The organism is Sphingomonas sp. Leaf38 (assembly GCF_001421825.1).
Taxonomy (GTDB): domain Bacteria; phylum Pseudomonadota; class Alphaproteobacteria; order Sphingomonadales; family Sphingomonadaceae; genus Sphingomonas.
The window spans coordinates 79497-103835 of record NZ_LMLD01000009.1 but is presented as its reverse complement, the minus strand read 5'-3'; the positions used below and the strand labels follow the sequence as shown (position 1 = coordinate 103835).

At 64.8% G+C, this 24339-nt stretch carries 15 protein-coding genes and 1 tRNA gene; 9 read left to right on the top strand and 7 right to left on the bottom strand.

The features are described 5' to 3' along the window. Positions 1–251 precede the first annotated feature (251 nt). The 5 genes from ASE88_RS02830 to ASE88_RS02810 form a co-directional block, all read right to left on the bottom strand. On the bottom strand, positions 252–533 hold the full coding sequence (locus tag ASE88_RS02830) for a DUF427 domain-containing protein (RefSeq protein ID WP_056475227.1): 282 nt from the start codon (positions 531–533) through the stop codon (positions 252–254). 11 nt (positions 534–544) lie between these two features. Further along, complete coding sequence (locus ASE88_RS02825; RefSeq protein WP_156356887.1) at positions 545–901, bottom strand: ArsC family reductase; 357 nt, start codon at positions 899–901, stop codon at positions 545–547. 164 nt (positions 902–1065) lie between these two features. Beyond that, entirely contained in the window at positions 1066–2556 is a 1491-nt protein-coding gene (gene glpD / locus ASE88_RS02820; protein WP_056475225.1) for a glycerol-3-phosphate dehydrogenase, read from the bottom strand. Continuing rightward, positions 2553–4040 carry a glycerol kinase GlpK gene (gene glpK, locus ASE88_RS02815; protein ID WP_082463249.1) on the bottom strand — a complete coding sequence of 496 codons (1488 nt, stop codon included), beginning with the start codon at positions 4038–4040 and terminating at the stop codon, positions 2553–2555. Before glpK ends, glpD begins: the two co-directional genes overlap by 4 nt. Before the next feature lie 49 nt (positions 4041–4089). Then, positions 4090–4899 (bottom strand): MIP/aquaporin family protein, encoded by an 810-nt coding sequence (locus ASE88_RS02810; RefSeq protein WP_082466143.1) that lies wholly within the window; start codon positions 4897–4899, stop codon positions 4090–4092. 685 nt (positions 4900–5584) lie between these two features. Here ASE88_RS02810 and ASE88_RS02805 point away from each other — a divergent pair. The 4 genes from ASE88_RS02805 (at position 5585) to ASE88_RS02790 (ending at position 13798) form a co-directional block, all read left to right on the top strand. Beyond that, positions 5585–7486, top strand: coding sequence for an alpha-amylase family glycosyl hydrolase (locus ASE88_RS02805; protein ID WP_056475222.1), 1902 nt, complete (start codon positions 5585–5587; stop codon positions 7484–7486). Between the two features lie 427 nt (positions 7487–7913). Then, positions 7914–10622 (top strand): TonB-dependent receptor plug domain-containing protein, encoded by a 2709-nt coding sequence (locus ASE88_RS02800; protein ID WP_056475219.1) that lies wholly within the window; start codon positions 7914–7916, stop codon positions 10620–10622. Positions 10623–10986: 364 nt separating this feature from the next. Further along, a complete protein-coding gene (locus ASE88_RS02795) occupies positions 10987–12423 on the top strand; it encodes an NAD-dependent succinate-semialdehyde dehydrogenase (protein ID WP_056475216.1) in 1437 nt (478 codons plus the stop codon). Positions 12424–12859: 436 nt separating this feature from the next. Next, positions 12860–13798 carry a D-2-hydroxyacid dehydrogenase gene (locus ASE88_RS02790; protein ID WP_056475214.1) on the top strand — a complete coding sequence of 313 codons (939 nt, stop codon included), beginning with the start codon at positions 12860–12862 and terminating at the stop codon, positions 13796–13798. Here ASE88_RS02790 and ASE88_RS02785 read toward each other — a convergent pair. Then, on the bottom strand, positions 13792–13965 hold the full coding sequence (locus ASE88_RS02785) for a hypothetical protein (protein WP_235525643.1): 174 nt from the start codon (positions 13963–13965) through the stop codon (positions 13792–13794). The two genes, ASE88_RS02790 and ASE88_RS02785, sit on opposite strands and share 7 nt — an antisense overlap. 205 nt (positions 13966–14170) lie before the next feature. Between ASE88_RS02785 and ASE88_RS02780 the strand changes: the two genes are divergently transcribed. The 5 genes from ASE88_RS02780 (at position 14171) to ASE88_RS02765 (ending at position 22015) form a co-directional block, all read left to right on the top strand. Beyond that, positions 14171–15544, top strand: a complete 1374-nt coding sequence (locus tag ASE88_RS02780; RefSeq protein ID WP_055875754.1) for a class II 3-deoxy-7-phosphoheptulonate synthase — start codon at positions 14171–14173, stop codon at positions 15542–15544. 85 nt (positions 15545–15629) lie between these two features. Beyond that, positions 15630–15704: transfer RNA gene (locus tag ASE88_RS02775), tRNA-Glu, on the top strand. 1184 nt (positions 15705–16888) lie between these two features. Further along, positions 16889–17251: a hypothetical protein gene (locus tag ASE88_RS18680; RefSeq protein WP_156356886.1), complete on the top strand. Its 363-nt coding sequence runs from the start codon at positions 16889–16891 to the stop codon at positions 17249–17251. A gap of 340 nt (positions 17252–17591) precedes the next feature. Beyond that, a complete protein-coding gene (uxuA, locus tag ASE88_RS02770) occupies positions 17592–18830 on the top strand; it encodes a mannonate dehydratase (RefSeq protein WP_056475206.1) in 1239 nt (412 codons plus the stop codon). Next, positions 18827–22015 (top strand): glycoside hydrolase family 2 TIM barrel-domain containing protein, encoded by a 3189-nt coding sequence (locus tag ASE88_RS02765; RefSeq protein ID WP_082466141.1) that lies wholly within the window; start codon positions 18827–18829, stop codon positions 22013–22015. Before uxuA ends, ASE88_RS02765 begins: the two co-directional genes overlap by 4 nt. A 27-nt stretch (positions 22016–22042) precedes the next feature. Here the strand turns inward: ASE88_RS02765 and ASE88_RS02760 are convergent, their stop codons facing one another. Then, positions 22043–24253: a GH92 family glycosyl hydrolase gene (locus tag ASE88_RS02760; RefSeq protein ID WP_235527756.1), complete on the bottom strand. Its 2211-nt coding sequence runs from the start codon at positions 24251–24253 to the stop codon at positions 22043–22045. Between the last annotated feature and the right edge of the window lie 86 nt (positions 24254–24339).

Below are 24339 nucleotides of genomic sequence, written 5' to 3'. Positions count from 1 at the left end.
ACGCCGCCCCCGCCTCGGCGGGGCGGTTAGCCTTGGTCGATCGGGAAGGAGAAGCGGGTAGGCTTTTCGCGCGTTGCCTCCCCGTGACTTTTGCGCCCCCGGTCGCAAGGCAAAGACTTTCAGCGCGTATTCGCCAATGACCGGTGCGATACCGCCGCGAGCGCTGATCCGCCTTCGAAAACTCGCTATACCTGCTGATGGGCGCGTCGCGAAATTCGTCCGAAGGACGACACACCACGAGGCTGCACGCCTTAGCGGACCGACACACCCTTCCAGAACGCGTACCGTCCCTTGATCTCGGCGGCGGCGGGCTTGGGATCGGGATAATACCAGATCGAATCGACGTTGCGCTTCCCGTCGACGACCAGCGTCTTGTAGTGCGCCACGCCCTTCCAGGGGCAGCTCGACTGCGTCGCACTATCCTCCAGCAGTGCCGGATCAACGCTGTCCGCGGGGAAATACGGGTTGCCCTCGACGACGACGGTATCGTCCGAGCGTGCGATCTCTTGGCCGTTCCATGTCGCAACAGGCATGCCGGTCTCCTTCAGCCGTTCCCCAGTCCCACCGCCTCATACCGCTTCGGATCGAAGCCGGCCAGCAGCGTCTCGCCCGTGTCGAGGATCGGGCGCTTGATCATCGAGGGTTGCGCCAGCATCAGCGCGATCGCCTTGCTCGCGTCCAGGTCGACACGGTCGGCTTCGGGAAGTTTGCGGAACGTGGTGCCCGCGCGGTTGAGCACGGTTTCCCACCCCAGCGTTTCCACCCAGTGCCGCACCAGCGCCGCGTCGGCACCGGTCTTTTTATAATCGTGGAAGACATAGGAGACGCCGTGGTCGTCGAGCCACCGCCGCGCCTTCTTCATCGTGTCGCAATTGGCAATGCCGTATAGCTGAACCGTCACGCGTTCGTCCCTTGCAGTGCTACGGCGTCGCCCTACCCCGGCCGTGCGCCGAGGAGAACTGATGCCAGCGCGAAACTGTGCCATCGCCGATGTCATGGCGTTCCCGATCTTTGCTCCAGATTGATGGCTTCGACCGCCCCCTTGGCTCTTCGCAAGAAGATCGCTCAGACCGTAACGATGCCCGATCTTTTCAGATATGCCGCCACCGCGTCGCGCAGCGTTTCGCCGCCGTGGATGCCGAGCTTGGTCCGCCGCCACAGGATGTCGTCGACCGAGCGCGCCCATTCCTTCGCGACGAGATAGTCGACTTCGCGGGTCGACAGGCCGTCGCCGAGATCCTCGATACTGGTCGCATCCCCCATCACGTCGCCGATCCGCGTGCCATAAGCGTGCGTCATGCGGAGTGCCGTGGCATCGCCGAGGAACGGCCAACGCCTCGCAACCGTATCCGCGAACGCGGCGATCCCGCCGGGCGGCACGTCACCGCCGGGGAGCGGAGCGTCGGCGGTCCATTGCGGCCCCATCGGCGGGAGGAACGGTGCCAGTTCGTCCAAGGCATGTTCGGACAGCCGGCGATAGGTCGTGATCTTGCCGCCGAATGCGGACAGGATCTGCGGGCTTTCACGCGTGCCGAGCTTCAGAACATAGTCGCGCGTGACCTCGGATGCGTTCGCGTTGCCGTCGTCGAACAGCGGCCGCACGCCCGAATAGCTCGTGACCACGTCGTCGGGCGCTGTCTGCCGCGTGAAATAGCGGTTCACGCTGGCGCACAGATACTCGGTCTCGTCGGGATCGATCGTCGGCGCGGAGGGGTCACCGTCGAACGGCTTGTCGGTGGTGCCGACCAGCGTCAGGTCGCCCTGATACGGGATCGCGAAGATCACGCGTTTGTCGGCGTTCTGGAGGATGAAGGCATGGTCGCCCGCGAACAACTGCGGCACGACGATGTGGCTGCCCTTGACCAGCCGCGGTGGGCGCTCGTGCTGGGCTTCTGGCATGTCACCGAGGACGTGACCGACCCAGGGGCCCGACGTGTTGGCGATCGCACGCGCGCGGACGATGCTGCCATCGCCCAGTCGACACGCCCAATGGTCGGCTTCGCGCGTCGCCCCTTCGAACTTCACGTGCGTGCGGATATCGGCGCCGCGTTCGGCCGCGTCGAGCGCGTTCAGCACGACCAGCCGCGCATCGTCGACCCAGCCGTCCGAATAGACGAAACCGCGCCGGACCGGCTTCAGCCCCCGGCCCCACTCGGTACGATCGAGCCGGACACCGATCGACTTGGGCAGCCGGCTGCGACCGCCGATGTTATCGTACAGGAGCAGGCCGATACGGATCAGCCACGCGGGCCTCATGCCCTTGGCCAGCGGCATCACGAACCGCATGCCACGGATCAGATGCGGTGCGATGTCGAGCAGTTTTTCGCGCTCTTCGAGCGCTTCGCGGACCAGTCGGAATTCGTACATCTCAAGATAGCGCAGACCGCCATGGATCAGCTTCGAGCTTGCCGACGACGTATGCGCGGCCAAGTCGTCTTGCTCGACCAGCATGACCTTCAGCCCGCGACCGGCTGCATCGCGGGCGATCCCGGTGCCGTTGACGCCCCCGCCGATGACGAGGAGGTCGACCTCGTGATGCGTGTCGTGCTCGCTCATGCCGTCTTCCTAGAACGTGTTCGATCCACGGCGTCCTGCCATCCGGCCATCAACGCAGTCCGCTCCTTGGTGTTCATCCCGGGCTCGAAAATGCGGTCTTCCTTCCAGGTGGCCGCAATATCGTCGGGGCCGTTCCAGATCCCAACCGCCATGCCGGCGAGGAAGGCGGCCCCGGCTGCGGTCGTCTCGATATTGGCGGGGCGGACGACGTCGGTGTCGAGCATGTTGGCGAGGAACTGGCAGAACCAGTCGTTCGCCGCCATGCCGCCATCGACGCGGATCTGCCGCGCATCGCGCGCGCCGTCGGCGACCATCGCGTTCATCAGGTCGGCCGTCTGGTAGGCAACCGATTCCAGCGCAGCGCGAGCGATGTGGGATCCGGTCGCGGCGAAGGTGAGCCCGGTGATGCTCGCGCGCGCATCGGGGTCCCAGTGTGGTGCGCCGAGGCCGACGAACCCGGGCACCATGTAGACGCCCCCGTTGCCGTCGAGCTTGGTCGCCATGTCGTCGGTATCCGCCGCGCGGTTGATCAGGCCAAGTCCGTCGCGCAGCCATTTGACCGCCGCGCCGGCGACAAAGATCGAGCCCTCGAGCGCATACGTGATCTCGCCGTCGAGCTGATAGGCTATCGTCGTCAGCATACCGTTCTTGCTCGTCACCGCCTCCTTGCCGGTGTTGAGCAGGACGAAACAGCCGGTGCCGTAGGTCGATTTGGCGTCACCACGCTGGAAACAGGCCTGACCGACGACGGCGGCCTGCTGGTCCCCCGCCATGCCGCCGATCGGCACCGCCCTGCCGAGCAGGTCGGACGTGGTCTCGCCAAAGATCGTGCTGTTGTTCTTGACCTCGGGGAGCAAGCTCTCGGGGATGTCGAGCATGCGCAGCATGTCCGGATCCCAGGCCCCCTTGTGGATGTCGAACAGCAAGGTGCGCGAGGCGTTGGACGCGTCCGTCGCATGAACCTTCCCGCCGGTCAGCCGCCACAGCAGGAAGCTGTCGATCGTCCCGAATGCGAGTTCGCCGCGGTCGGCACGGGCGCGGACGCCATCGACGTTGTCGAGGATCCATTTGAGCTTGGTGCCCGAGAAATAAGGATCCAGGATCAACCCGGTCCGCTCGCGCACCAGCGGCTCGTTGCCGTCGGCCTTCAACGCCGCGCAGAGCTTGGCGGTGCGCCGGTCCTGCCAGACGATCGCGTTATGGACGGGCTCGCCCGTCCTGCGATCCCATACCACCACCGTCTCACGCTGGTTGGTGATGCCGATCGCGGCGACCTTGCCGCCATCCGCCGCCGCTGCGTCCTTGAGTGTCGCCACGGTGTCGCGCCAGATGTCCTCGGCGTCATGCTCGACCCAGCCCGATTGGGGATAATGCTGCGCGAATTCGCGGCGCACGGTCTCCCGCGGCACGCCGTCGGTGCCGAAGGTCATGCTCCTCGTCGAGGTCGTGCCCTGGTCTATCGCCAGGATGATGGTGTCGGTCACGCCTTACTCTCCTTGATATCTTTGCGCGCGTCAGCCTTGCGGGACGTCTTCATTGGGGACCGGCTAGCGGCCTGTTGCGCGGCAGGAACGGGCGAATCAGCAGATGTTGCATTCCGCCGCCGATCACCGCCCCGATCAATGGTCCCGCGATCGGCACCCACCAGTAATTGCCGTCGCCGGGAAACGCCGCCGCGTTCCATCCCATAAGCCACGCGAAACTCCGCGGGCCCAGGTCGCGCGCAGGGTTGATCGCCCATGCTTCCAGATACCCCGCCGATGCACCGATCACCGCCACCAGAAGCCCGATGACGATCGCCCCGAAATTGGCTTGCGGCGCCATGGTGTTGAACTCGTCGGTGATCGCGAAGATCCCGAAGATCAGGATCGCCGTCAGGATGATCTCGTCGACGAACGCCTTCATCGGCGTCACCGCGAGCCCCGGCGCCGTGAAGAACACGCCCGCCGCACCGCCGCCCGCCCGCGTCAGGTGCTGCGTCGCGTTGAAGTGGTCGATCACGGTGTAATACAGCGCGTAGACGATCGCCGCGCCGAGAAATGCGCCGACGAGCTGCGCGCACCAATAGGGCAGCACCTTCTTCCACGCGAACCCGCGGTACAGCGCCAGCGCGAGCGTCACGCCCGGATTGGCATGCGTCCCCGATACTGCACCGGTGACGTAGATCGAGATCGACACCGCCATGCCCCAGGTGATGCACACGCCCCAATAGGCGGTCTTGTACGGGCTCGGATCGTACAGCGTGTACATCGCGGCGACCGACAGGCCGAACGTCATGACGATGCAGATCGCCACCGCCTCGGAGATCAGCTCGCCGAGAAAGGCTTTCCGTGACGGGGTCAAGACGGCGTCACGACGATGGCGACGAATGCGGTAAGCGGTGAACCGTGCACGGCATACTCCAACTTCAATTTCGGGCGAAACGCGCCGGACGCGCGCAGCATCGGTACAGCTGAAAGCAGACGCAAGCATTTTTAAGCTGCACACCCGCCAGCGTCGTTCCCGCCGATCGGTGAGGCGACGCGGTTTGCGGCGCGGCGCGCGGATGTCGCGGTCCGCCGATAACCGATCCGTACAGATGCGCCCGGAAGACACACGATGATGAGGAGCCCAGATGCCACCCAGGCGGCTGCGAGGCCGTGAGTGGGTTGCATGCGGACGGCGTTCGCACCGAATGGCGCCCGCATCGTCTGCCGCCACGACCGCACCGCCGCACGACACCGCCGACGTCGTCGTTACCGGCGCGCGCCGATCACTCTATCGCGCGATCGGTTTCGCGTGGTCGCCGGTTTCGACGCTCCGAGCACACCCTGTAACAACGTGATTCCGCTCATGACCGGTTCCGCACGTGGCATTGCCGGTCGCTGCCTGTTCGGTCCGATCACGACGCTGCGATCGCAAGGGCGCGCCGTACCATCGGGACAGAATACGTATGTGACCGGGTTGGTGTCGCCGTCGCCAGCCGGCAAGATACCGCCCGAACGTGGCCGTCGACAGACCGGCGAAGCTGCGACGTTCGGGAGGATCTATGTCGAAGCTTGCCACCGGAACAGCGCTCGCGCTGCTGTTCGCCGCGTCTGCCGCCGCCGCGCAGATCCCCGTTCGGACTCCCGTGCATACCACGGTCCAGTCGAGCGCCCGATCAGGGTCCCAGCCCGGCGTTCAGTCGGCCACACATGCCGACGACTACCGCTCACGGTTGCCGCAGGACGAGGTCATATATTTCCTCCTGCCCGACCGGTTCGAGAACGGCGACGTTTCCAATGATCGCGGCGGACTGTCCGGCGGGCCCTTGGTCACCGGCTTCGATCCTGCCGCGAAAGGCTTTTACCACGGTGGCGACCTCAAGGGACTGACCAAGCGGCTTGACTATATTCAGTCGCTCGGCACCACCGCGATCTGGGTCGGCCCGATTTTCAACAACAAGCCCGTGCAGGGCGGTCCCGGCCGGCAGTCGGCGGGTTATCACGGCTATTGGATCACCAACTTCACGCAGGTCGATCCGCATCTCGGCACCAACGCCGACTTCGCCGCGCTCGTCGCGGCTGCGCATGGCCGCGGGATGAAGGTGTATATGGACATCATCGTCAACCACACTGCCGACGTGATCCAGTACCGCGAATGCGTCGGCAAGACCGAATGCCCGTATCGTAGCCGCGCGGACTATCCGTATCAGCGCCATCTCGGCACCGGCGGCACCGCGATCAATCCCGGCTTCCTGGGTGACGACGTCCAGACGGCCGATAATTTCGCGCGGCTCATGCGGAGCGATTATGCCTATACCCCGTTTGTGCCGGCGGGCGAGCGGACCGTAAAGGTGCCCGCCTGGCTCAACGACGTCCGCTATTATCACAACCGCGGCGACACGACCTATCGTAACGAGAGTTCGACGATGGGCGATTTCGTCGGGCTCGACGACCTGATGACGGAGGACCCGCGGGTTGTCGCGGGCATGATCGACATCTTCGGCGGCTGGATCGATCGCTATGCCGTCGACGGTTTCCGGATCGACACGACGCGCCACGTCAACCCGGCATTCTGGGCCCAGTTCGTTCCCGCGATGACCGCCCGCGCTGCTGCAAAGGGCATCCCCAACTTCCACATCTTCGGCGAAGTGTCGGATCACGAGGTCCGCCCCGCGGTGCTCGCGCAGCACACGATCGTCGACAAGCTGCCCGCCGTGCTCGACTTCTCGTTCCGCCAGGCGGTGGTCGAGACGGTGGCGGGCTCGCGCGGCACCGAGGCTTTCGAAGCGCTGTTCGACGGCGACGCGCTGTATGCGAAAGGGTTCGACACCGCGGTGACGCTGCCGACCTTCACCGGCAATCACGACGACGGCCGGTTCGCGACATTCGTTCGGAGAGCGTTTCCGCAGGCCAGCGATACAGAGGTAATGGCGCGCGTGATGCTGGCGAACGCCATGCTGCTGACGCTGCGCGGCGTCCCGACGATCTATTCGGGAGACGAACAGGGCTTCGTCAGCGACGGCAACGACCAGGACGCGCGCGAGGACATGTTCGCGAGCAAGGTCGCTGTATATAACGACAATCGCCTGCTCGGCACGGCCAGCACGACCGCGACGGCGCATTTCGGCCATGATAACCCGCTGTTCGCCCAAACCGCGACGCTTGCCCGCCTGCGCACCGCGACCCCTGCGCTCACCCGCGGTCCGCAGACGCTGCGCGCACGCGAGGACAAGCCTGGCCTGCTTGCGATTTCGCGCTTCGATCCCGCCACCAATGCCGAAGTGTTGCTCGCGTTCAACACGGCATCGACGGCATTGACGCGGCAGGTCGAGATCGGCGTCGGCGCCGCGACGGCTACGACGTTGGCGGGCCGGGGCTGTGGCAAGGTCACCGCGCCGGGCAGCATGACCATCACGCTGCCGCCGTTGGGCTACGCGGTGTGCGCGTTACGTAAACCCGGCTGACGGCGACGCTCGCGCCAACGCACGGCCCCGTGCGCGCTAGCCGCAGGTCGCTTGCCAGCGCCCAGTATCGCGACGTGGTAAAGGCGTGACATACGTGTCGCGTTGGCAGCGCTATGCTGGTCGCTATGATCTGCAAGCGCTCGACGTTTCGGTGAAGAAACAAACGCAACCTGCGCCACAATTGCACCGATAGTGCGCTAAAAATGCAACGTCACGATACTTTTGCCGCGTCCAGCGACATTTTCGATTGTCATGCGGGAGCTAGTATGTCGCTCTGTCGCCTGATGACGGCGCATGGAATGACGCGGTCACAACTTCGCAGGGCTGATCAAAAAGCGGTTTCGATACGTCGCGGATAAGCGACGATCGCGATTGGGAACATCCGGACAAGGCTCTTGACGGGCCGGATTTCTTACGGGGGCTTCAGATGATCAGACATACGACTTCGACCGTCGCACTGGCGATTGCATTGCTGTCGGGCTCGGCCGCACACGCGGCCGGCTCCGATGCGGTTCAGGACGCCGTCGCGGCGTCCGCGCAGGATGTGACCCCGCAGGCCGTCGCGCCCGCCGAAGCAGAACCGGCCGGCGACATTCTCGTCCTGGGTACGCGCCGCACCGACCGAACGCTGGCAAACTCGGCGTCGCCGGTCGACATCATCAGTTCGGCCGACCTGACGACGCAGCCCGCCGCGAACATGATCGATGCGCTCAAGAATATCGTCCCGTCCTTCTATGCCGGGCAGAACTCGATCTCGGACGCGTCGACCTTCGTGCGCTCGCCTTCGCTGCGCGGGCTGTCGGGCGACCAGGTCCTCGTGATGCTCAACGGCAAGCGCTACAATCGGTCGGCGCTGGTGCAGGTCTATGGCGGGAGCGACACCGGGCTTGGCCGTGGCGCGCAGGGGCCCGACATCTCGGCGATCCCGTCGCTTGCGATCGGCAATCTCCAGGTGCTGCGCGAAGGCGCGACTGCGCAATACGGCTCTGACGCGATCGCCGGGGTGCTCAACTACGGGCTTCGTGAAGACCAGGGGATCGAACTGGTCGGCCGTGTGGGCCAATATTACGCAGGCGATGGCGAAAGCTACCAGATTGCGGGCAATGCAGGCCTAAAGGGCGACTGGGGGTTCATCAACGCGACCGGTGAATATGTCGACGAGGGGCAGACCAGCCGCGGCCGAACGCGCCCGTCGGCGGCGAACTTCGCGCAGAATTTCCCCGCGCTGGCGTCGCAATTGCCCAATTATCCGCTGCCGGTGCAGATCTGGGGCAATTCGCCCTCGCATGGCTTCAAGTCGGTGCTGAACGCGGCGATCAACGTCACGCCTGACAGCAAGCTGTATTTCTTCGGCAACTTTGCGCAGAGCAAGGGCAACCAGAGCTTCAACTATCGCGCGTCGGTGAGCAGCACCGCGGTCGACACGAACGGCGTCGTCCGCCCTCAGAACGCGAACGGCGCGTTCAACAACACCTTCTTCCTGACCCCCTGCCCCGCCGGCAACGCGACCTGCAAGAGCGGCGGCTTCGTCCGCGACGGCAACACGTTCAAGTTCGGCACGCTATATCCGGCCGGCTTCACGCCGCGCTTCGTCGGCAAGACGCAGGAGCTCTATGGCGTGCTGGGTTACAAGGGCACCAGCGGCGCCTTTAGCTACGATCTGTCGGGGACGCTGGCGCGCAACAAGCTATCGCTGTCGATGTATAATTCGGCCAACTTCTCCTACGGGCCGGCGACGCAGACGAGCTTCGATTTCGGCGACCTGATCCAGAAGGAAGTGAACTTCAACGCCGACTTCACCTATGCGGCGGAACTTGGACTGGCGGCGCCGCTGACGATCTCGGCAGGCGGCGAATTCCGCAAGGAAACCTACGAGCAGACTGCGGGCGATCTGCAATCCTATAGCGCGGGACCCTATGCGGTCGCACAGCAACTCTACACGCTGACCGCGCCGGGCGTATATGTCGACTCCGGCAAGACCGCGGCGCAAGGCGTCGGCGCCAGCGGCTATGCCGGCACCAGCGAGGCGACGGCAGGCAGTTTCGACCAGAAGGCCTATGCCGCCTATGTCGGTCTCGAAACCGATCTGACCGACGCGCTAACGGTCGGTGCAGCGGGCCGGTACGAGCATTATAACACCTTCGGCAGCGCGTGGGTCGGCAAGGTCAACGCACTCTACAAGCTCGTTGAAGGGCTTTCGGTCCGCGGCAGTTTCGGCACCGGCTTCCATGCGCCGTCGCCAGGCCAGTCGAACGTCTCGATCGTCACGACGTCGTTCAACGGCGGCAACGCGTTTCAGGCGGGCACCTATCCCGTCGACAGCGCACCGGCGCAATATTATGGCGCCCAGCCGCTGACGCCGGAAAAATCGACCAACTATGGCGCTGGCGTTATCCTGGAACCGATCCGCGGCATGACGATCACGGTCGATGGGTATCAGATCGATCTGCGCAACCGGATCGGCCTGACATCGCCATTCATCGTCGACGCGGCGGCGGTCGCCGCACAGCCGGCGCTCCAGGCGGTCGGTGTCGACGGGCAGGTCCAATATTTCACCAACGGATTCAAGACACGGACGCGCGGCATCGACTTCGTCGGCACCTATCGTACAAAGTTTAGCGGCGCGATGCTCAACTTCTCGCTGGCGTACAACTACAACAATACCAAGCTTAAATCGTTCGACCAGCAGGTGATAGGTCTGGCGCAACGGATCGATGCCGAAAACCTGGCACCGAAACACCGCCTCGTCGCGAACGCGAACTGGTCATTGGGTAATCTGAGCTTTAACGTGCGTGAAAACTATTACAGCTCATGGACCAGCGCGCAGGATTACGGCGTGACCGTAACCAGGGCGGCCACCGCCACGACGCCCGCCGAGGGGTATGCCAATCAGCGTTTCGGCGGCAAGTTCACCACCGATCTCGAGCTGAGCTACATCTTCGCCGAAAACTTCACGCTGTCGGTCGGCGCGCAGAACTTTACCGACGAGCATCCCGATCGCCTTGCGGCAAATGCGACGGTGCAGATCTACCCGCTTACCGGCGGCACGTCCGACGGCCAGGTCTATGCGCGGAACGGCGGACCATTCGGGTTCAACGGCGGCTTCTACTATACCCGCCTGCGTGTGAAATATTGATCGTGAGCGGGGACGCGGCCGCGTCCCCGCACTTTTTCGACGCTGACCAGACGCGGATCGCTGGCCGCGTCCGATCCGCCGAGCGTCATGGCAAACGCGCCATCACCTGCGGTACAGCCGACCCGAATGGCGACCACGCCCTGTAGAATTCCCGCTGGTCCGAAACGGTGGACGGCATTGTCGGCTTTGCGCGGGTCGGCGCGCAGGTTTACGGCTATCACGCCTATCGCATCCAGCGCGCGCGGTCCGGCATTGCCACAGGCGCGCCGACGAACGCTCGTCCGGCGAGCAGAGAATTCGCATTGACGGCCTGGGCTGACGGCAGCAACGCAGCCTCACGCGGTGCCAGCAACGGAGACGACCCATGACCACGCCCTATGACACGACGCTCGGCCTCTACATCGCCGGCGAATGGCTCAGCGGTGACGGACGGGATACGCGCGACGTGCTCAATCCGGCAACCGGAGCGGGCCAGGCGGCGTTGCCGCTTGCCACGGCCGCGGATCTCGATCGGGCGCTGGAGGCGGCGCAGCGCGGCTTCGTGGCGTGGCGGGCGACCCCGCCCGAAAAGCGCGGCGCGATCCTGGTCCGCACCGCACAATTGCTGCGCGAACGCGGCGATCATATCGCACGGATCGCGACGCTCGAGCAGGGCAAGATCCAGGCCGAGGCGAAGGGTGAGATCGCGTTCGCTGCGGGCCTACTCGAATTCCACGCGGCCGAGGCACAGCGGATCTATGGCCGCGTCCTGCCCCGCCCGTCGGGCTCGCGCAGCCTCGTCCTGCACCAGCCGGTCGGCCCGGTCGCGGCGTTCTGTGCATGGAATTTTCCGATCATGAACGTCGTGCGCAAGATCGCGCCGGCGGTCGCCGCAGGCTGCTCGATCATCATCAAACCGTCCGAGGAGACGGCGGGCAGCGCGGTCGAGGTTATGCGCTGCTTCCAGGATGCCGGCCTGCCCGGCGACGTCGCGCAATGCGTATTCGGCGTACCCGACGCGGTCTCGCGCCAGTTGCTCGCGTCGCCGATCACACGGAAACTGAGTTTCACCGGCTCGGTACCGGTCGGGAAGGCGCTGATGAAGCTCGCCGCCGACACGATGATGCGGACAACGATGGAACTTGGCGGCCACGGTCCGGTGCTGGTGTTCGACGATTGCGACCTCGACAAGACACTGGATACCTTGGTCGCGCACAAGTTTCGCAACGCCGGGCAGGTCTGCGTCGCACCGACGCGGTTTCATATCCAGGACGGGATCTACGACCGCTTTGCCGCAGGGTTTGCCGAGCGCACTCGTGCGCTGCGGATCGGTGACGGGATGGATGCGGCGAGCCAGATGGGCCCGATGGCCAATGCCCGCCGTCCGGCGGCGATCGCCGAACTGGTCGGCGATGCGACCAGCCACGGCGCCAGGCTGCTCGCGGGTGGCGACTATGGCGGGCAAGGCGGATTTTTCTTTCAGCCGACCGTTCTGTCGGACGTACCGCTGTCGGCGCGCGCGATGAATGAGGAGCCGTTCGGCCCGATCGCGCTGCTCAGCCGTTTCGCGACCGACGATGACGCGATCGCCGAAGCCAATCGCCTGTCGTTCGGCCTCGCTGCCTATTGCTTTACCGAGAATGGTCGCCGCCAGAACGTTCTGGGCGACGCGATCGAGGCGGGCATGATCGCGATCAACAATGTCCGCCTCAGCTACGTCGACAGCCCGTTCGGTGGTATCAAGGAGAGTGGCCACGGCTCCGAGGACGGACCCGAGGGCATCGCCGCACATCTGATCACGAAGACCGTCCACGCCAGTTGACGCTTGAGCGGACGGCCGCGCACCGCGCGCAATGCTCGGCCGTCACGCCGCCGCCATTCTGACGGTCGACACAATGGCGGGGATGGAGCCCGCCGTCCGTGTGGCGCGAGGTTTGAGCAAGGCCGGCTCGACAGCGGTCGTCCTGCGATGAATGGGGACGCAGCAGTCGCAAACCCCTCGGTCACCCCGGGACCGGTTCTGCTGGCGTCTATCGTTGATCCGCCAATAAGACTCTCAGTGCATCGCCGTACGCCCCGGCGTCGCAACAAAAGACGTGTTCGCAAAGTCGAATCACAAGCCGATTGTGCTCGTGCAATCGTCATTCTGCGACGACCGGCGGTGCTCGGCCCTTCCGCCAAATTGTACGCTTAGCCCGTCGGCCGGACGATGTGCGCGCGATGCTTGACAGACGGCACGCAGCGCCGATGCTGGGGGGATGAAAGCCGTCTTGCCCGCCGCCGCTCGCCCCCTCCTCGAACCGCAACTGCCGCCAACGCTCGCAGCCGCCTGGTTCACGACCCCCGACGAGGCGAAGGCAATGATCGCCGATGCGGAGATCGCCTGGGTCGACATGCAGCCGACGCATCTCGTGGCAGAGGCGATTCGCGCCGCCGGTCCCCGGTTGCGGTGGGTGTCGACGATCTATGCAGGGCTCGACGCATTCCCGCTCGATGTCCTGCGCACCGGTAACGTGACGCTCACCAACGGCGCGGGTATCAACGCTGTCACCGTCGCCGAATATGCCGTGATGGGGGTGCTGGTGGCCGCCAAGCGGTTCGATACCGTCCTGCGGGCGCAGGATCGTCACGAGTGGTTGAGGGATGCGCCCGGCAAGGTCGAACTTGCTGGAACCAAGGCGCTGGTGATCGGCTATGGTACGATTGGCCGGATGATCGGCGATCGCCTGATCGCGTTCGGCGTCGATGTGACCGGCGTGACCCGCAGCGGCCGTGACGGGACGATCACGCCGGATGCCTGGTACGATCGACTCGGCGCATTCGACTGGGTCATCCTTGCCGCCCCCTCAACCGATACGACGCAGGCGATGATCGATGGCGCCGCGTTGGCACGGATGAAGCCGTCGGCCTGGCTGATCAACATCGCGCGCGGCGACATGATCGACGACGACGCGCTGATCACGGCACTGGAAAACGGGAACATCGCGGGCGCATTCCTCGATCCGACCAGCCCCGAACCGCTGCCGGTCGATCATCCCTTATGGTCGGCGCCGAACACCATCATAACGATGCACCTGTCGGGCCGCAGCCAGACGACGATGTTCGCCCGCGGTGCGACCCTATTCATGAAGAACCTGACCGCATTTCTTGCCGGTACGCCGCTGCAGAACGTCGCCGACCTGACGGCGGGTTACTGACCGCTCGACCGCGTGGTGACGGGCGTGACTTGCGGCCGGCGATTATAGCTTTTGACGCCACGCCGCCGCAGTTTGTCGGCGCGCCGGCGGCGGCCGAGTATGATCAGCACCGGCACGCCAAGCGCGACGCCGCCGGCGATGATCGAGAACGCAACGATAATTCGCATTGGCATATCCATTTACGGTTCATGCCTAAACGACAGCGAACACGCCATATATTATTTGTGCCACACTGAATGAAAATATCCATCGAAGTGATTGCACACTCGCGGATGCCGGTCTGTACCATGTGGAGCCAAGGTTTACTTCGTTGCGCAAAAACCGGTTTTCGCGCATGGCCAGCCGCACAATTCACTAATCGGACGACATATCATGGCCGTGAACTGGGCCCCCGACAGCTGGACGCAGCACGAAGCTCGCCAGCTCCCGACCTACACCGATCCCGCAGCGCTGACCGCTGCTACCGATCAGCTGGCCACCTTCCCGCCGCTCGTCTTTGCCGGCGAGGCGCGCAACCTGACCGCTGCGCTCGCCGAGGTCGCCGCCGGTAAGGCATTCTTGCTGCAGGGCGGCGATTGCGCGGAGAGCTTCGCAGAGCATAGTGCGAACAACATCCGCGACACGTTCCGCGTCATCCTGCAAATGGCGGTCGTGCTGACGTTTGCGTCGAAGCTTCCGGTGGTGAAGCTCGGGCGCATGGCGGGCCAGTTTGCCAAGCCGCGTTCGACCGATACCGAGACGATCGGTGGCGTCGAACTGCCGTCGTACCGCGGCGATAACGTCAACGACATCGCCTTCACGCCCGAAGCACGTGCGCCCGATCCCCAGCGGATGATCCGGGCGTATTCGCAGTCGGCTGCGACGCTCAACCTGCTGCGCGCGTTCGCGCAAGGGGGCTATGCGAACCTGCATCAGGTCCATCGCTGGACGCACGACTTCATGGGCCGCAGCCCGTGGTCGAGGAAATACGCCGAGACCGCGGACCGGATCGGCGAGGCGCTCGAGTTCATGGCGGCGTGCGGGATCGACCCCGAGACCGTGCCGCAACTTGCGCAGACGCATTTCTACACCAGCCATGAGGCGCTGCTGCTCCAGTATGAGCAGGCGCTGACCCGGCAGGATTCACTGACCGGCGACTGGTACGATACCAGCGCACACTTCCTGTGGATCGGCGACCGCACCCGCTTCGAAGGCTCTTCGCATGTCGAATACCTGCGCGGCATCGGCAATCCGATCGGCATCAAGTGCGGTCCCAGTCTTGAGCCTGAAGCGCTGCTTCGGATGCTCGACACGCTCAACCCTGCCCGAATCCCGGGTCGGATGACGCTGATCACGCGCTACGGCTATGACAAGATCGAGGCAAACCTGCCTCGCCTGGTTCGCGCCGTGACACGCGAAGGCCATCCGGTGGTCTGGAGCTGCGACCCGATGCACGGCAACGTCGTCAAGGCCGCCAACGGCTATAAGACGCGCCCGTTCGACCGCATTCTTGCCGAAGTCCGCGGCTTCTTCGCGGTCCACCGCGCGGAGGGCACGCATGCCGGCGGCATTCATGCCGAGATGACGGGGCAGAATGTGACCGAATGCACCGGCGGCGCGGTCGACGTGACCGAGCAATCGCTGGCGGATCGCTACCACACGCATTGCGACCCGCGCCTCAACGCGAGCCAGAGCCTCGAACTCGCCTTCCTGCTGGCCGAGATGCTGAACGAGGAAATGGCCGAGCGGAAGAAGGTCGCCGCCTGAGAAAAAACAGCGGGCGCCTAAGGAATTTGCGGTAATCGTCTTGACGACTGCCGCCCCCTTCCGTAGACGCCCGCTTCTGCTACACGGCCCCTTCGTCTAGCGGTTAGGACGACGCCCTCTCACGGCGTAAGCACGAGTTCGATTCTCGTAGGGGTCACCATTTCCGACCAACGCTTGGAAATATTCTTACTCACGTGATCTTTGCCCGCGATGTGGACCGCACATGGGTACAGAACGACGTGACAAAGCGCGCGATGGCATCGCCCTTGGCAGATCCCGGCACCGGCCGGCCCTACTTCAGATGCGCCGCCTGACACGCGCCCCTTGGGGCCTTCGACGGCAAGGCCGTCGTGAAGGTGTCGCTTCTCACCAAGGACCTTAGTGAACGCCAAGTTCGGTTTCGCCCGCGAGTACGCAGCCTGCGAGACTGCGCCCGCCGACGCGCCGCGGTGGATGGCGCTCGTCCCCACCCCCGCAGCCCTGGAGCCGCGCCGGTACGAGGCGCCGGCGACGATGGTGGCCCCACAGGTCCCAAACGACACGCCCTGACGGTCATGGCACTCGCCGCCGCCCCCGGCTCGCGGTCGCGCGACGTCGACGACCTCTATACCCCGGCCATCATAGGCCCTGGGTCCAGCACCGATTGGAGCCTCGTGCCGGGCGACAGGACGAGGTTCGCGAGGGCCGTCGCCGAAGTCCCACAGCGGTGACATCGAGCAGGCTGGCACGAACTGGATTCGCCTGCTCTGGTACCGCGCCGGGCGCGTGGCACCGATGGTCCGGCCCGGCTGCGCGCTTTCGGCGCAAGCGGCGAGCACCCCGTGGACGACCAGATCGCCAAGGCGCTCCTCGGCGCTGGGGTAACCAGCATAGCGGTGACGAGGAGGTCAATCGGGCGTGTCTGGGCCCTGACCGGCCGCGTGCGACTGATATGCGGCTGAGGACGACGTGCTCCCCTACATATTGTTCCCGCCACCGGATCGCTGCACAGCACAGCGCCAACCCACTCGACCGCCAAACGGCGCGATCAAACGAGACGCCGGCATCGTCGGCATTTTTCCCATCGAGGATGCCATTACCCGCGTCGCCAGCGCTTTGCCATTGGAGGAGGCCGATAAGCGGGCGGTTTCCCGGGGTCGCTACATGACGCCGGGAAACGCTACGCAATGGGACGATGATACCGCCGTCACGCTGCCATCCGTGACCGCCCGACCAATGCCGGCCAGACCGGCGATCAATACCGCTACGCCGCCAAAGCTACATCACCCGGCGGGACACGATCGACCATTTAGCAATTGCGCTGGGTTGCACAAATGAACCGTGCACCTCTTCGTAACGCCGCACATGCTCGACAAGGCCGCCATGGCGCCGCTCCAATCGCGATCGGATTGCTCGCTTATGCCGCCTAGGCTGGAATCTGCAAACTGTGGCATCAAGCACCGAGCGCTATCGTTCGAATATCGGTCCGATCTCGTCGCAATTAACCCGGAGACTTTCGAACGCCTCTCCCATGGCAGTGATGTGACGGTCGGCATCCCGGGCCAAATCTTGGCGTTCGCCCATGAGGAAATCGAGGGGTATCGCCAACCGGATCATGGTCACTACGAGGCGGTCGCTGCCCAACGCGCGCTGATCGCGGAACCCAACCGCACGCGTCCGCCAAACCGCGCGGCCGGGAAAGCCCGGCGGCGTCCTGGACGGATGTGAAAAAGGCGTCCAGGGATCACGCCAACTCGCCCTTCGCCGTGGCCGCGTGAGAGAGGATTGAGGTCCCGGTCGCCCCCCGTAGCGTCAGCGCAATGCCTGCCCATCCTCACCAGTCGCGAATAGGTCGTGACTGTGCTCGGTTCGCGGCGAATGCGTTGAAATCGTAGCCACGGCGGCGCGGGGGGCGGTCATGTCGACCTGTCCGACACCTGCAGCGGTCGCACCGTCCGGTGGCCACGGCGATACGCTTGCACAATTGCGCGGCTCGGACGATAAAGTGGACCGACCAATAACTTCACACTGGCCTGTTATCTTGCGGGATCGATGGCGGTTTGAATCGATGGAGACGAATGACGTGTTGATGACGCAGACGATGCGCTGGTTCGGCCCGGCCGATCCCGTCAGGCTGGAGGGCATTCGCCAGGCGGGCGCAACCGGCATCGTCACCGCCCTGCACGACATCCCGAACGGCGAAGTCTGGCCCCGCGCGGCGATCGCCGAACGCCGTGCACTGATCGAGGCGGCTGGCCTCGAATGGACGGTAGTCGAAAGCCTGCCCGTGCACGACGAGTTGAAGACCGGTGGCCCGCGCGCCCTCGCGTTGATCGAGGCCTATAAAGAATCGCTGAGTCATCTCGCGGCTGAGGGTATCCGCGTCGTCACCTATAACTTCATGCCACTGCTCGACTGGACCCGCACCGATCTTGCCTATGCGTTGCCCGACGGCGCGTTGGCGCTGCGGTTCGAATGGGAAGCGGTCGCCGCCTATGATCTTCATATTCTGTGCCGGCGCGGCGCGGCAGACGATTACGCCCCCGAGATCGTCGAAGCCGCCGGACGCCGCTTTGCTGCGATGGACCAGACCGAGCGCGATCGGCTCGAAGCCACCATTCTCGCGGGTCTGCCCGGCGCGGAGGAGAGCTTCACCTCCGCCAGCTTCCTCGCTGCGATCGCCGATTACGCGACCATCGACGCAGAGCGATTGCGCGCCAATCACGTCGCCTTTCTCGAGGCGGTGTGCCCCCATGCCGACACGCTGGGTATCCGGTTGGTGGTCCATCCCGACGACCCCCCGTTTCCGATCTTCGGCCTGCCGCGCATCGTCAGTACCGAGGCCGATCTCGCCACGCTGTTCGCCAGCGTCCCCCATGACTCCAACGGCTTGTGTTTCTGCACCGGATCGCTGGGCGCGCGGGCGGATAACGATCTGCCTGGCATGATCGACCGGCTGGGCGAGCGGATCGGCTTCCTGCATCTCCGCGCGGTCGAACGCGAAGGCGAGACGGCCTTTCACGAGGCAACCCATCTGGGTGGCAGCGCCGACATGCCCGCGATCATCGCCGCCGTGCATCGCCTGTCGACCGCGTCCGGCCGCAGCATCCCGATGCGTCCCGACCACGGCCACCAGATGCTCGACGATCTCGGCCGCGTTACCAATCCCGGCTATTCGCTGATCGGGCGGCTGCGCGGGCTAGCGGAATTGCGCGGGCTTGAACAAGGCATCGCCTATGCCACCGCCCCGCCCGGCGCGACGACGGCGAACCGCCGTGCCTCCTGGTCGCGGCGTGGCCAGCGATGAAACCCTCGCGCACCGTTTGGCTGCTCCTGTCGAGCGCCACCCCGCTGTCCGCACAAATGGTGCTGCCGATCCAGCCACAGGTCGACCAGTCCCGACCCGACTGGGAAAATCCGGCAGTCTTCGAACGCGGCAGGTTGCCCGCGCACGCCACCGGTTTTCCATTCGAAACGCGCGCTGCCGCGCTGATGGGGGACCATAGCCGGTCGCGCCGTTTCCTGTCGCTCGACGGGATGTGGAAATTTGCCTTCTCCGCCGATGCGGACAAGGCGTCGACCGAATTTGCGCGCGCGGATTACGACGTATCGCGCTGGAACGCGATAAAGGTGCCTGCGGACTGGCAGACGCAAGGCTATGACCAGCCACGATACAACAACATCACCTATCCGTTTCCCGCCAACCGGCCGCTGATCCCCCATGCCACCAATCCGGTCGGTTCCTATCGCCGTGACGTCGACCTACCGGCCGACTGGGTGCGAGAAGACGTAATCCTGCATATCGGCGCGGCAGGGTCTGCCTATGTCGTGTGGGTCAACGGCCACAAGATCGGCTATGCGGAAGATTCGAAGCTGCCGTCGGAATTCGACGTCACCCGCTTCGTGAAGGCCGGTCGCAACAGCGTGTCGATCCAGATCCACCGCTGGTCCGACGGCAGCTATCTCGAAGACCAGGATTTCTGGCGTGTTTCTGGTATCGAACGCTCGGTCTATCTGATTGCGGCGCCCAAGGCCCGGATCGCGGACATATCCGCGCAAGCCGGCCTGACCAACGCATGGCGTGATGGCACGCTGGCGCTTTCGCTCAAGACGACTCATCCCGCTCGCGGCATGACCGCGCGCGTCACGCTGATCGACGGCACGCGCGCTCTCTTTACGAAGATCGCACCCGCCACGCCGGTTGTTAGCATCACCGGCATCGTTCAGTCGGTAAAGCCGTGGACCGCCGAAACCCCCAACCTTTATACCCTGCTGGTCGAACTGATCGACGCAAAGGGGACGGTGGTTCAGGCGACCGGGCAACGGATTGGCTTTCGCACCGTCGCGATCCGCAACGGGGTCGTCACCGTCAACGGCAAACCGATCACGATCCGTGGCGTCAACCGTCACGAACATGATCCCGAAACCTTCCACGTCATTTCCGAAGCATCGATGCGGCGCGACATCGAACTGATGAAGCGCGCCAACATCAACGCGTTGCGCACCTCGCACTACCCGAATGACGAACGGCTATATGCGTTGGCCGACGAATACGGCTTGTACGTGATGGACGAGGCGGACATCGAGAGCCACGGCTACATGATCAATGCCCGTCGCACCGACGTCGACCGCACGAAGTACGAGATCGGCTATGACCCGGCGTGGCGCGCGGCGCAGGTGTCACGAGTCGTCAACATGGTCGAGCGTGACAAGAACCACCCTTCGATCATCTTCTGGTCGCTCGGCAACGAATCCGGCAACGGCCCCAATTTCGAAGCCGCCGCGGCCGCCGCGCGCGCTCTCGATCCTACCCGCCTGATCTCATATCTCGGCTGGACCCAATTGGAGGATTTCCGCCCAAACCCGTTCTCCGACATTTATGCGCCGATGTATGACAGCCCGGCCAAGATGATCGAGTACGCACGGCACACCGAATATCGGCAACCGATGATCCAGTGCGAATATGCCCATATGCAGGGGAATTCGGGCGGCAACCTGACCGACTATTGGAACGCGATCTACGCCCATCCCGACCGGTTGCAGGGGGGCTTTGTCTGGGACTGGGTCGATCAGTCGATGTATCGCTATGACAAGGCCGGCCACCGCTATTGGGGCGACGGCAGCGAATATGGACCGAACCCCGGTGGCGAGATCGAATTCGGCGATGGCCTGCTCCAGTCCGATCGCACGCCCAACCCGCATTTCTACGAACTGCAAAAGGTCTATTCACCGATCCAGTTTGCCGCGGCCGATGCCGGATCGGGTCGCTTCACGGTCACCAATCACCACGACTTCCAAGACCTGTCGGGGTTTACCCTCGACTGGGAGGTAACCAGGAACGGGGTCGTCGTCGCGCGCGGTGCGGGGCCACGACTCGCGACCAAGGCGCGCACCACGCAGCCGTTCGCGCTGGCGCTGCCGGCATTGTCAGCCACCCCCGGCAGCGAATATCTGGTCACGATCCGCGCCCTTGCAAAGTCCGGCTCGATCCCGCTCGTCCCTGCCAACGCGATCGTTGGGTGGGAGCAGTTTGCGCTGGCCGCCACACCCGCCGTACCGACACCGCGACCCGGTCGCGTCACGCTATCGGAAAAGCCGGGCACGGTGTCGCTGGCGGCCGGCGGCGCCATGTTGACCGTCGACCGCAAGACCGGGCTGATTGCCAGCTACCGCGTCGGTACCACCGATATCCTCAGCGGCGGTGCGCCCAACTTCGCTCGGGCGCTGACCGACAATGATATCGGTACTGATCCGGACAAGAAGCACGCCACATGGCAGGCGATGTCGGATGCCCGCACGATCGACCGCGTTACCGCTGACGGGGCGACCGTCACTGTCGACGCAACAATGGGCGACGGCACGAAGGCGGGCAAGGCGGTCCGTTTCGTCACCCGCTACACTATGGACGGCGACGGATCGGTCGCGGTGGAGGGCGTCTTTACCCCGCTGGCGAGCGACCTGCCGGATCCCCTGCGGATCGGTTTCGCCTACGCCATGCCGACCCGGTTCGAGACGGTGGAATGGTATGGCCGCGGGCCGCATGAAAGCTATGTCGACCGCAAGACGAGCGCGATGATCGGGTTGTGGCGCGGGGCGATCGCCGCCCAGGATCATGACTATATTCGCCCGCAGGATACCGGCAACAAGACCGACGTTCGCTGGATGGAACTGACCGGTGGCACCGCGCCCGGCCTGCGCGTCACCGGCCGCGTGCCGCTGGCGATGAACGCGCTAGCCTTCCCCTATGAGGATCTGTCTCGACGGGCACCGGGCACCCGCAAGAGCACCGATATCGTGCCGCACGGCCATGTCACGCTGCTGGTCGATGCTGCCCAGTCCGGGGTCGGCGGCGATACCCAGTGGAACAAGGATGGCCGCCCCCTTCCGCAATACCGCGTCCCCGTCGCGCCTCTTAGGTTCGCGTTCCGGCTGGAACCGTTCACGGGCGCGGGCACGACCATCGCCGCGGCCAGACCGGCGACGGCGGACTGACCTCGGTCTGATCCACCACCGATCGCATCAGTCGCGTAACCAGCCGGTAGGCTTGGCCGCGACGGTCAGGTCCAGCGTGCCGCCGGCTACAATATCCGCCTGGCGGACGAACGGCCTCGTCAGCGGCCGTCCGTTCAGCCGTGCCGACGCGATGTAGATTCGCCCTGGTTTCCAGTTTCGGGTCACGATCGAAAATGTCTTCCCGTCCTCCAGCGTGATCGTCGCCTTGGGCTGGTGCGGCGCATGCAGATAGAACAGGTCCGTCGTCAGCTTGGGAAACAGCCCGATCCGGTTGAACACATAGTGCGAACTCATCGCGCCATTGTCCTCGTCGCCCGGATACGCGTCGGCGGTAAAGCGCCGGAAGATACGGTCGGCCCAGTAGCTTGCCAGATCGGGCCGGCCGACGTCGCTAAACAACCACGGCGTCGCGAAGCTCGGCTCGTTGGTGATATCGATCAGGTTGCTCTCCAGCGCGTGCGATAACCGCGCGATGAACCGCGTCCGTCCGCCCATCGCCGCGATCATGCCGGGCAGGTCGTGCAGCATCGCGTAGGAATAGACCCATGCCGTGCCTTCGTAGAACCCGACATTGTCGTATTTCTTGCCGTCCCAGCCAAGCTTCGGGTCGATCGCCTGGAACCGGCCATCGGCATGGCGCGGCATGATGAACCCGGAAAAGCCGTCGCTCGTCGCGTCGTTGTCCCACACCTTGCGCCAGTTGCCCGATCGCGTCGCCAATGCCGCCGCCTCCTCCGGCCGCGCCGCCGCCGCCGCCAGCTTGGCTGCGTAGAAATCGTTGAGCGCGAAGGCGGGTGTCGACGACCCCGACCGGGCGCGTTGGTTGTCCGGCTCGGGGCTGCGATCCCCGACCGCGAACCAGCCGTCAATCTGGTAGCGCGGCCGCCGTTCCTGCCACGCATTGTGCAACGCGACCTCGGCCGCGGCGCGCCAGTCGACCCCCGTCACGCCACGGATCAACCCCTCGCCGAGCACGTTATCGATTTCGTCGCCGCCCTGCCCGACCTGATAGTTGCGACCGCCGATGAAGGCGGTATGTGCCGCCCCGAACTTCCGGAACGTCGAGACGATCGATCGGACATTGCCCGCATAGACGCTTGGCCGGACCAGCGACATCAGCGGAAAGCCGGTGCGGTACGTGTCCCACAACGTATAATAATCGTCCCAATGCGGTGTCGTGCGATCCGCCACGTGCTGGTCGCGGCTCCGGTCGCGCGGCTGGATCACGCTGTGATACAAGGCGGTATAGAAACGCCGCTTGTCCGCCTCGCCGACGCCGTCGATCGTTATCCGGGCCAGCTCGCGATTCCACGCCGTCTGGGCACCGGCCCGAACGGCATCGAAGTCCCAGGCCGGGATATCCTCGTCGAGCAATTCCGCCGCGCGCTCCGCGCTGGTGAACGACACCGCGACCTTCATCATCACCGGTTTTCCGGGAGTCGGATCGAACTGCCACCACGCCGCCAGTCTGGTGTCCGCCGGCGTCGAGGCGGTGGTCACGCCCGGTTTGACCGCGGTGCCCGCACGCACTCCCCAGCGCGTCGGTGCCCGGTCGAGCTGCGCCACGAACCATATATCGGTCCGCGCCGGATTCCAGTAATCCTTGGCTCTGACCCGCGCGACGATCCTTCCGCGCGCGGGATCGATCGTGACGTCCGCGCCATCGCTCGCCAGCTCGCCGCGGATCTTGCGCGTGATATCGAACACCATCGTGGCGGGCGACCCGGCGGGATAGGCGAACCGGTACAACGCCGCGTTTTCCGCCGGCGTCACCTCGGCCCGGATGCCCCAGCGCGACAGCGTCACCGCATAGGCATCCGCCGCCAGTCGCTCGTCCGCCTTGGGCGAAAGATGCTCCGGCTCATCGAACTGCGGCGCGCCGGTTTGCGGCGAGACGAGGAACGTGCCGTATGTCGTCCGCCCGCCCGACCCTTGCGTATGCAACTGCGCAAAGCCGCTGATCGGTGCATCCTTGTCGTACCCGGCATTGCTGCCGACCAGCGTTTCGGGGCTCGGATGGATCGACCCGGCGGGCCGCGTCGGGCCCGGTACGGTATCACCCTGATCGTCATTGCCGGTGCCGATCCGTGGATCGACGTAGCGATACGCCGGCAAGCCGGCCTGCTGTGACACGGTGTATTGCGCCCCGATACCGGTGGAGCACAGCAACCCTATCGGAGCGGCCATCCCGAACGATGTGCGGACCATGCGTGACATGACAGGCTCTCCCGGATCGTGGCGCCGGTCAGCGCCGGCTTGTCCGTTCGACCTAGCGCGATCATAGTGGCATGACCAGCCACTAT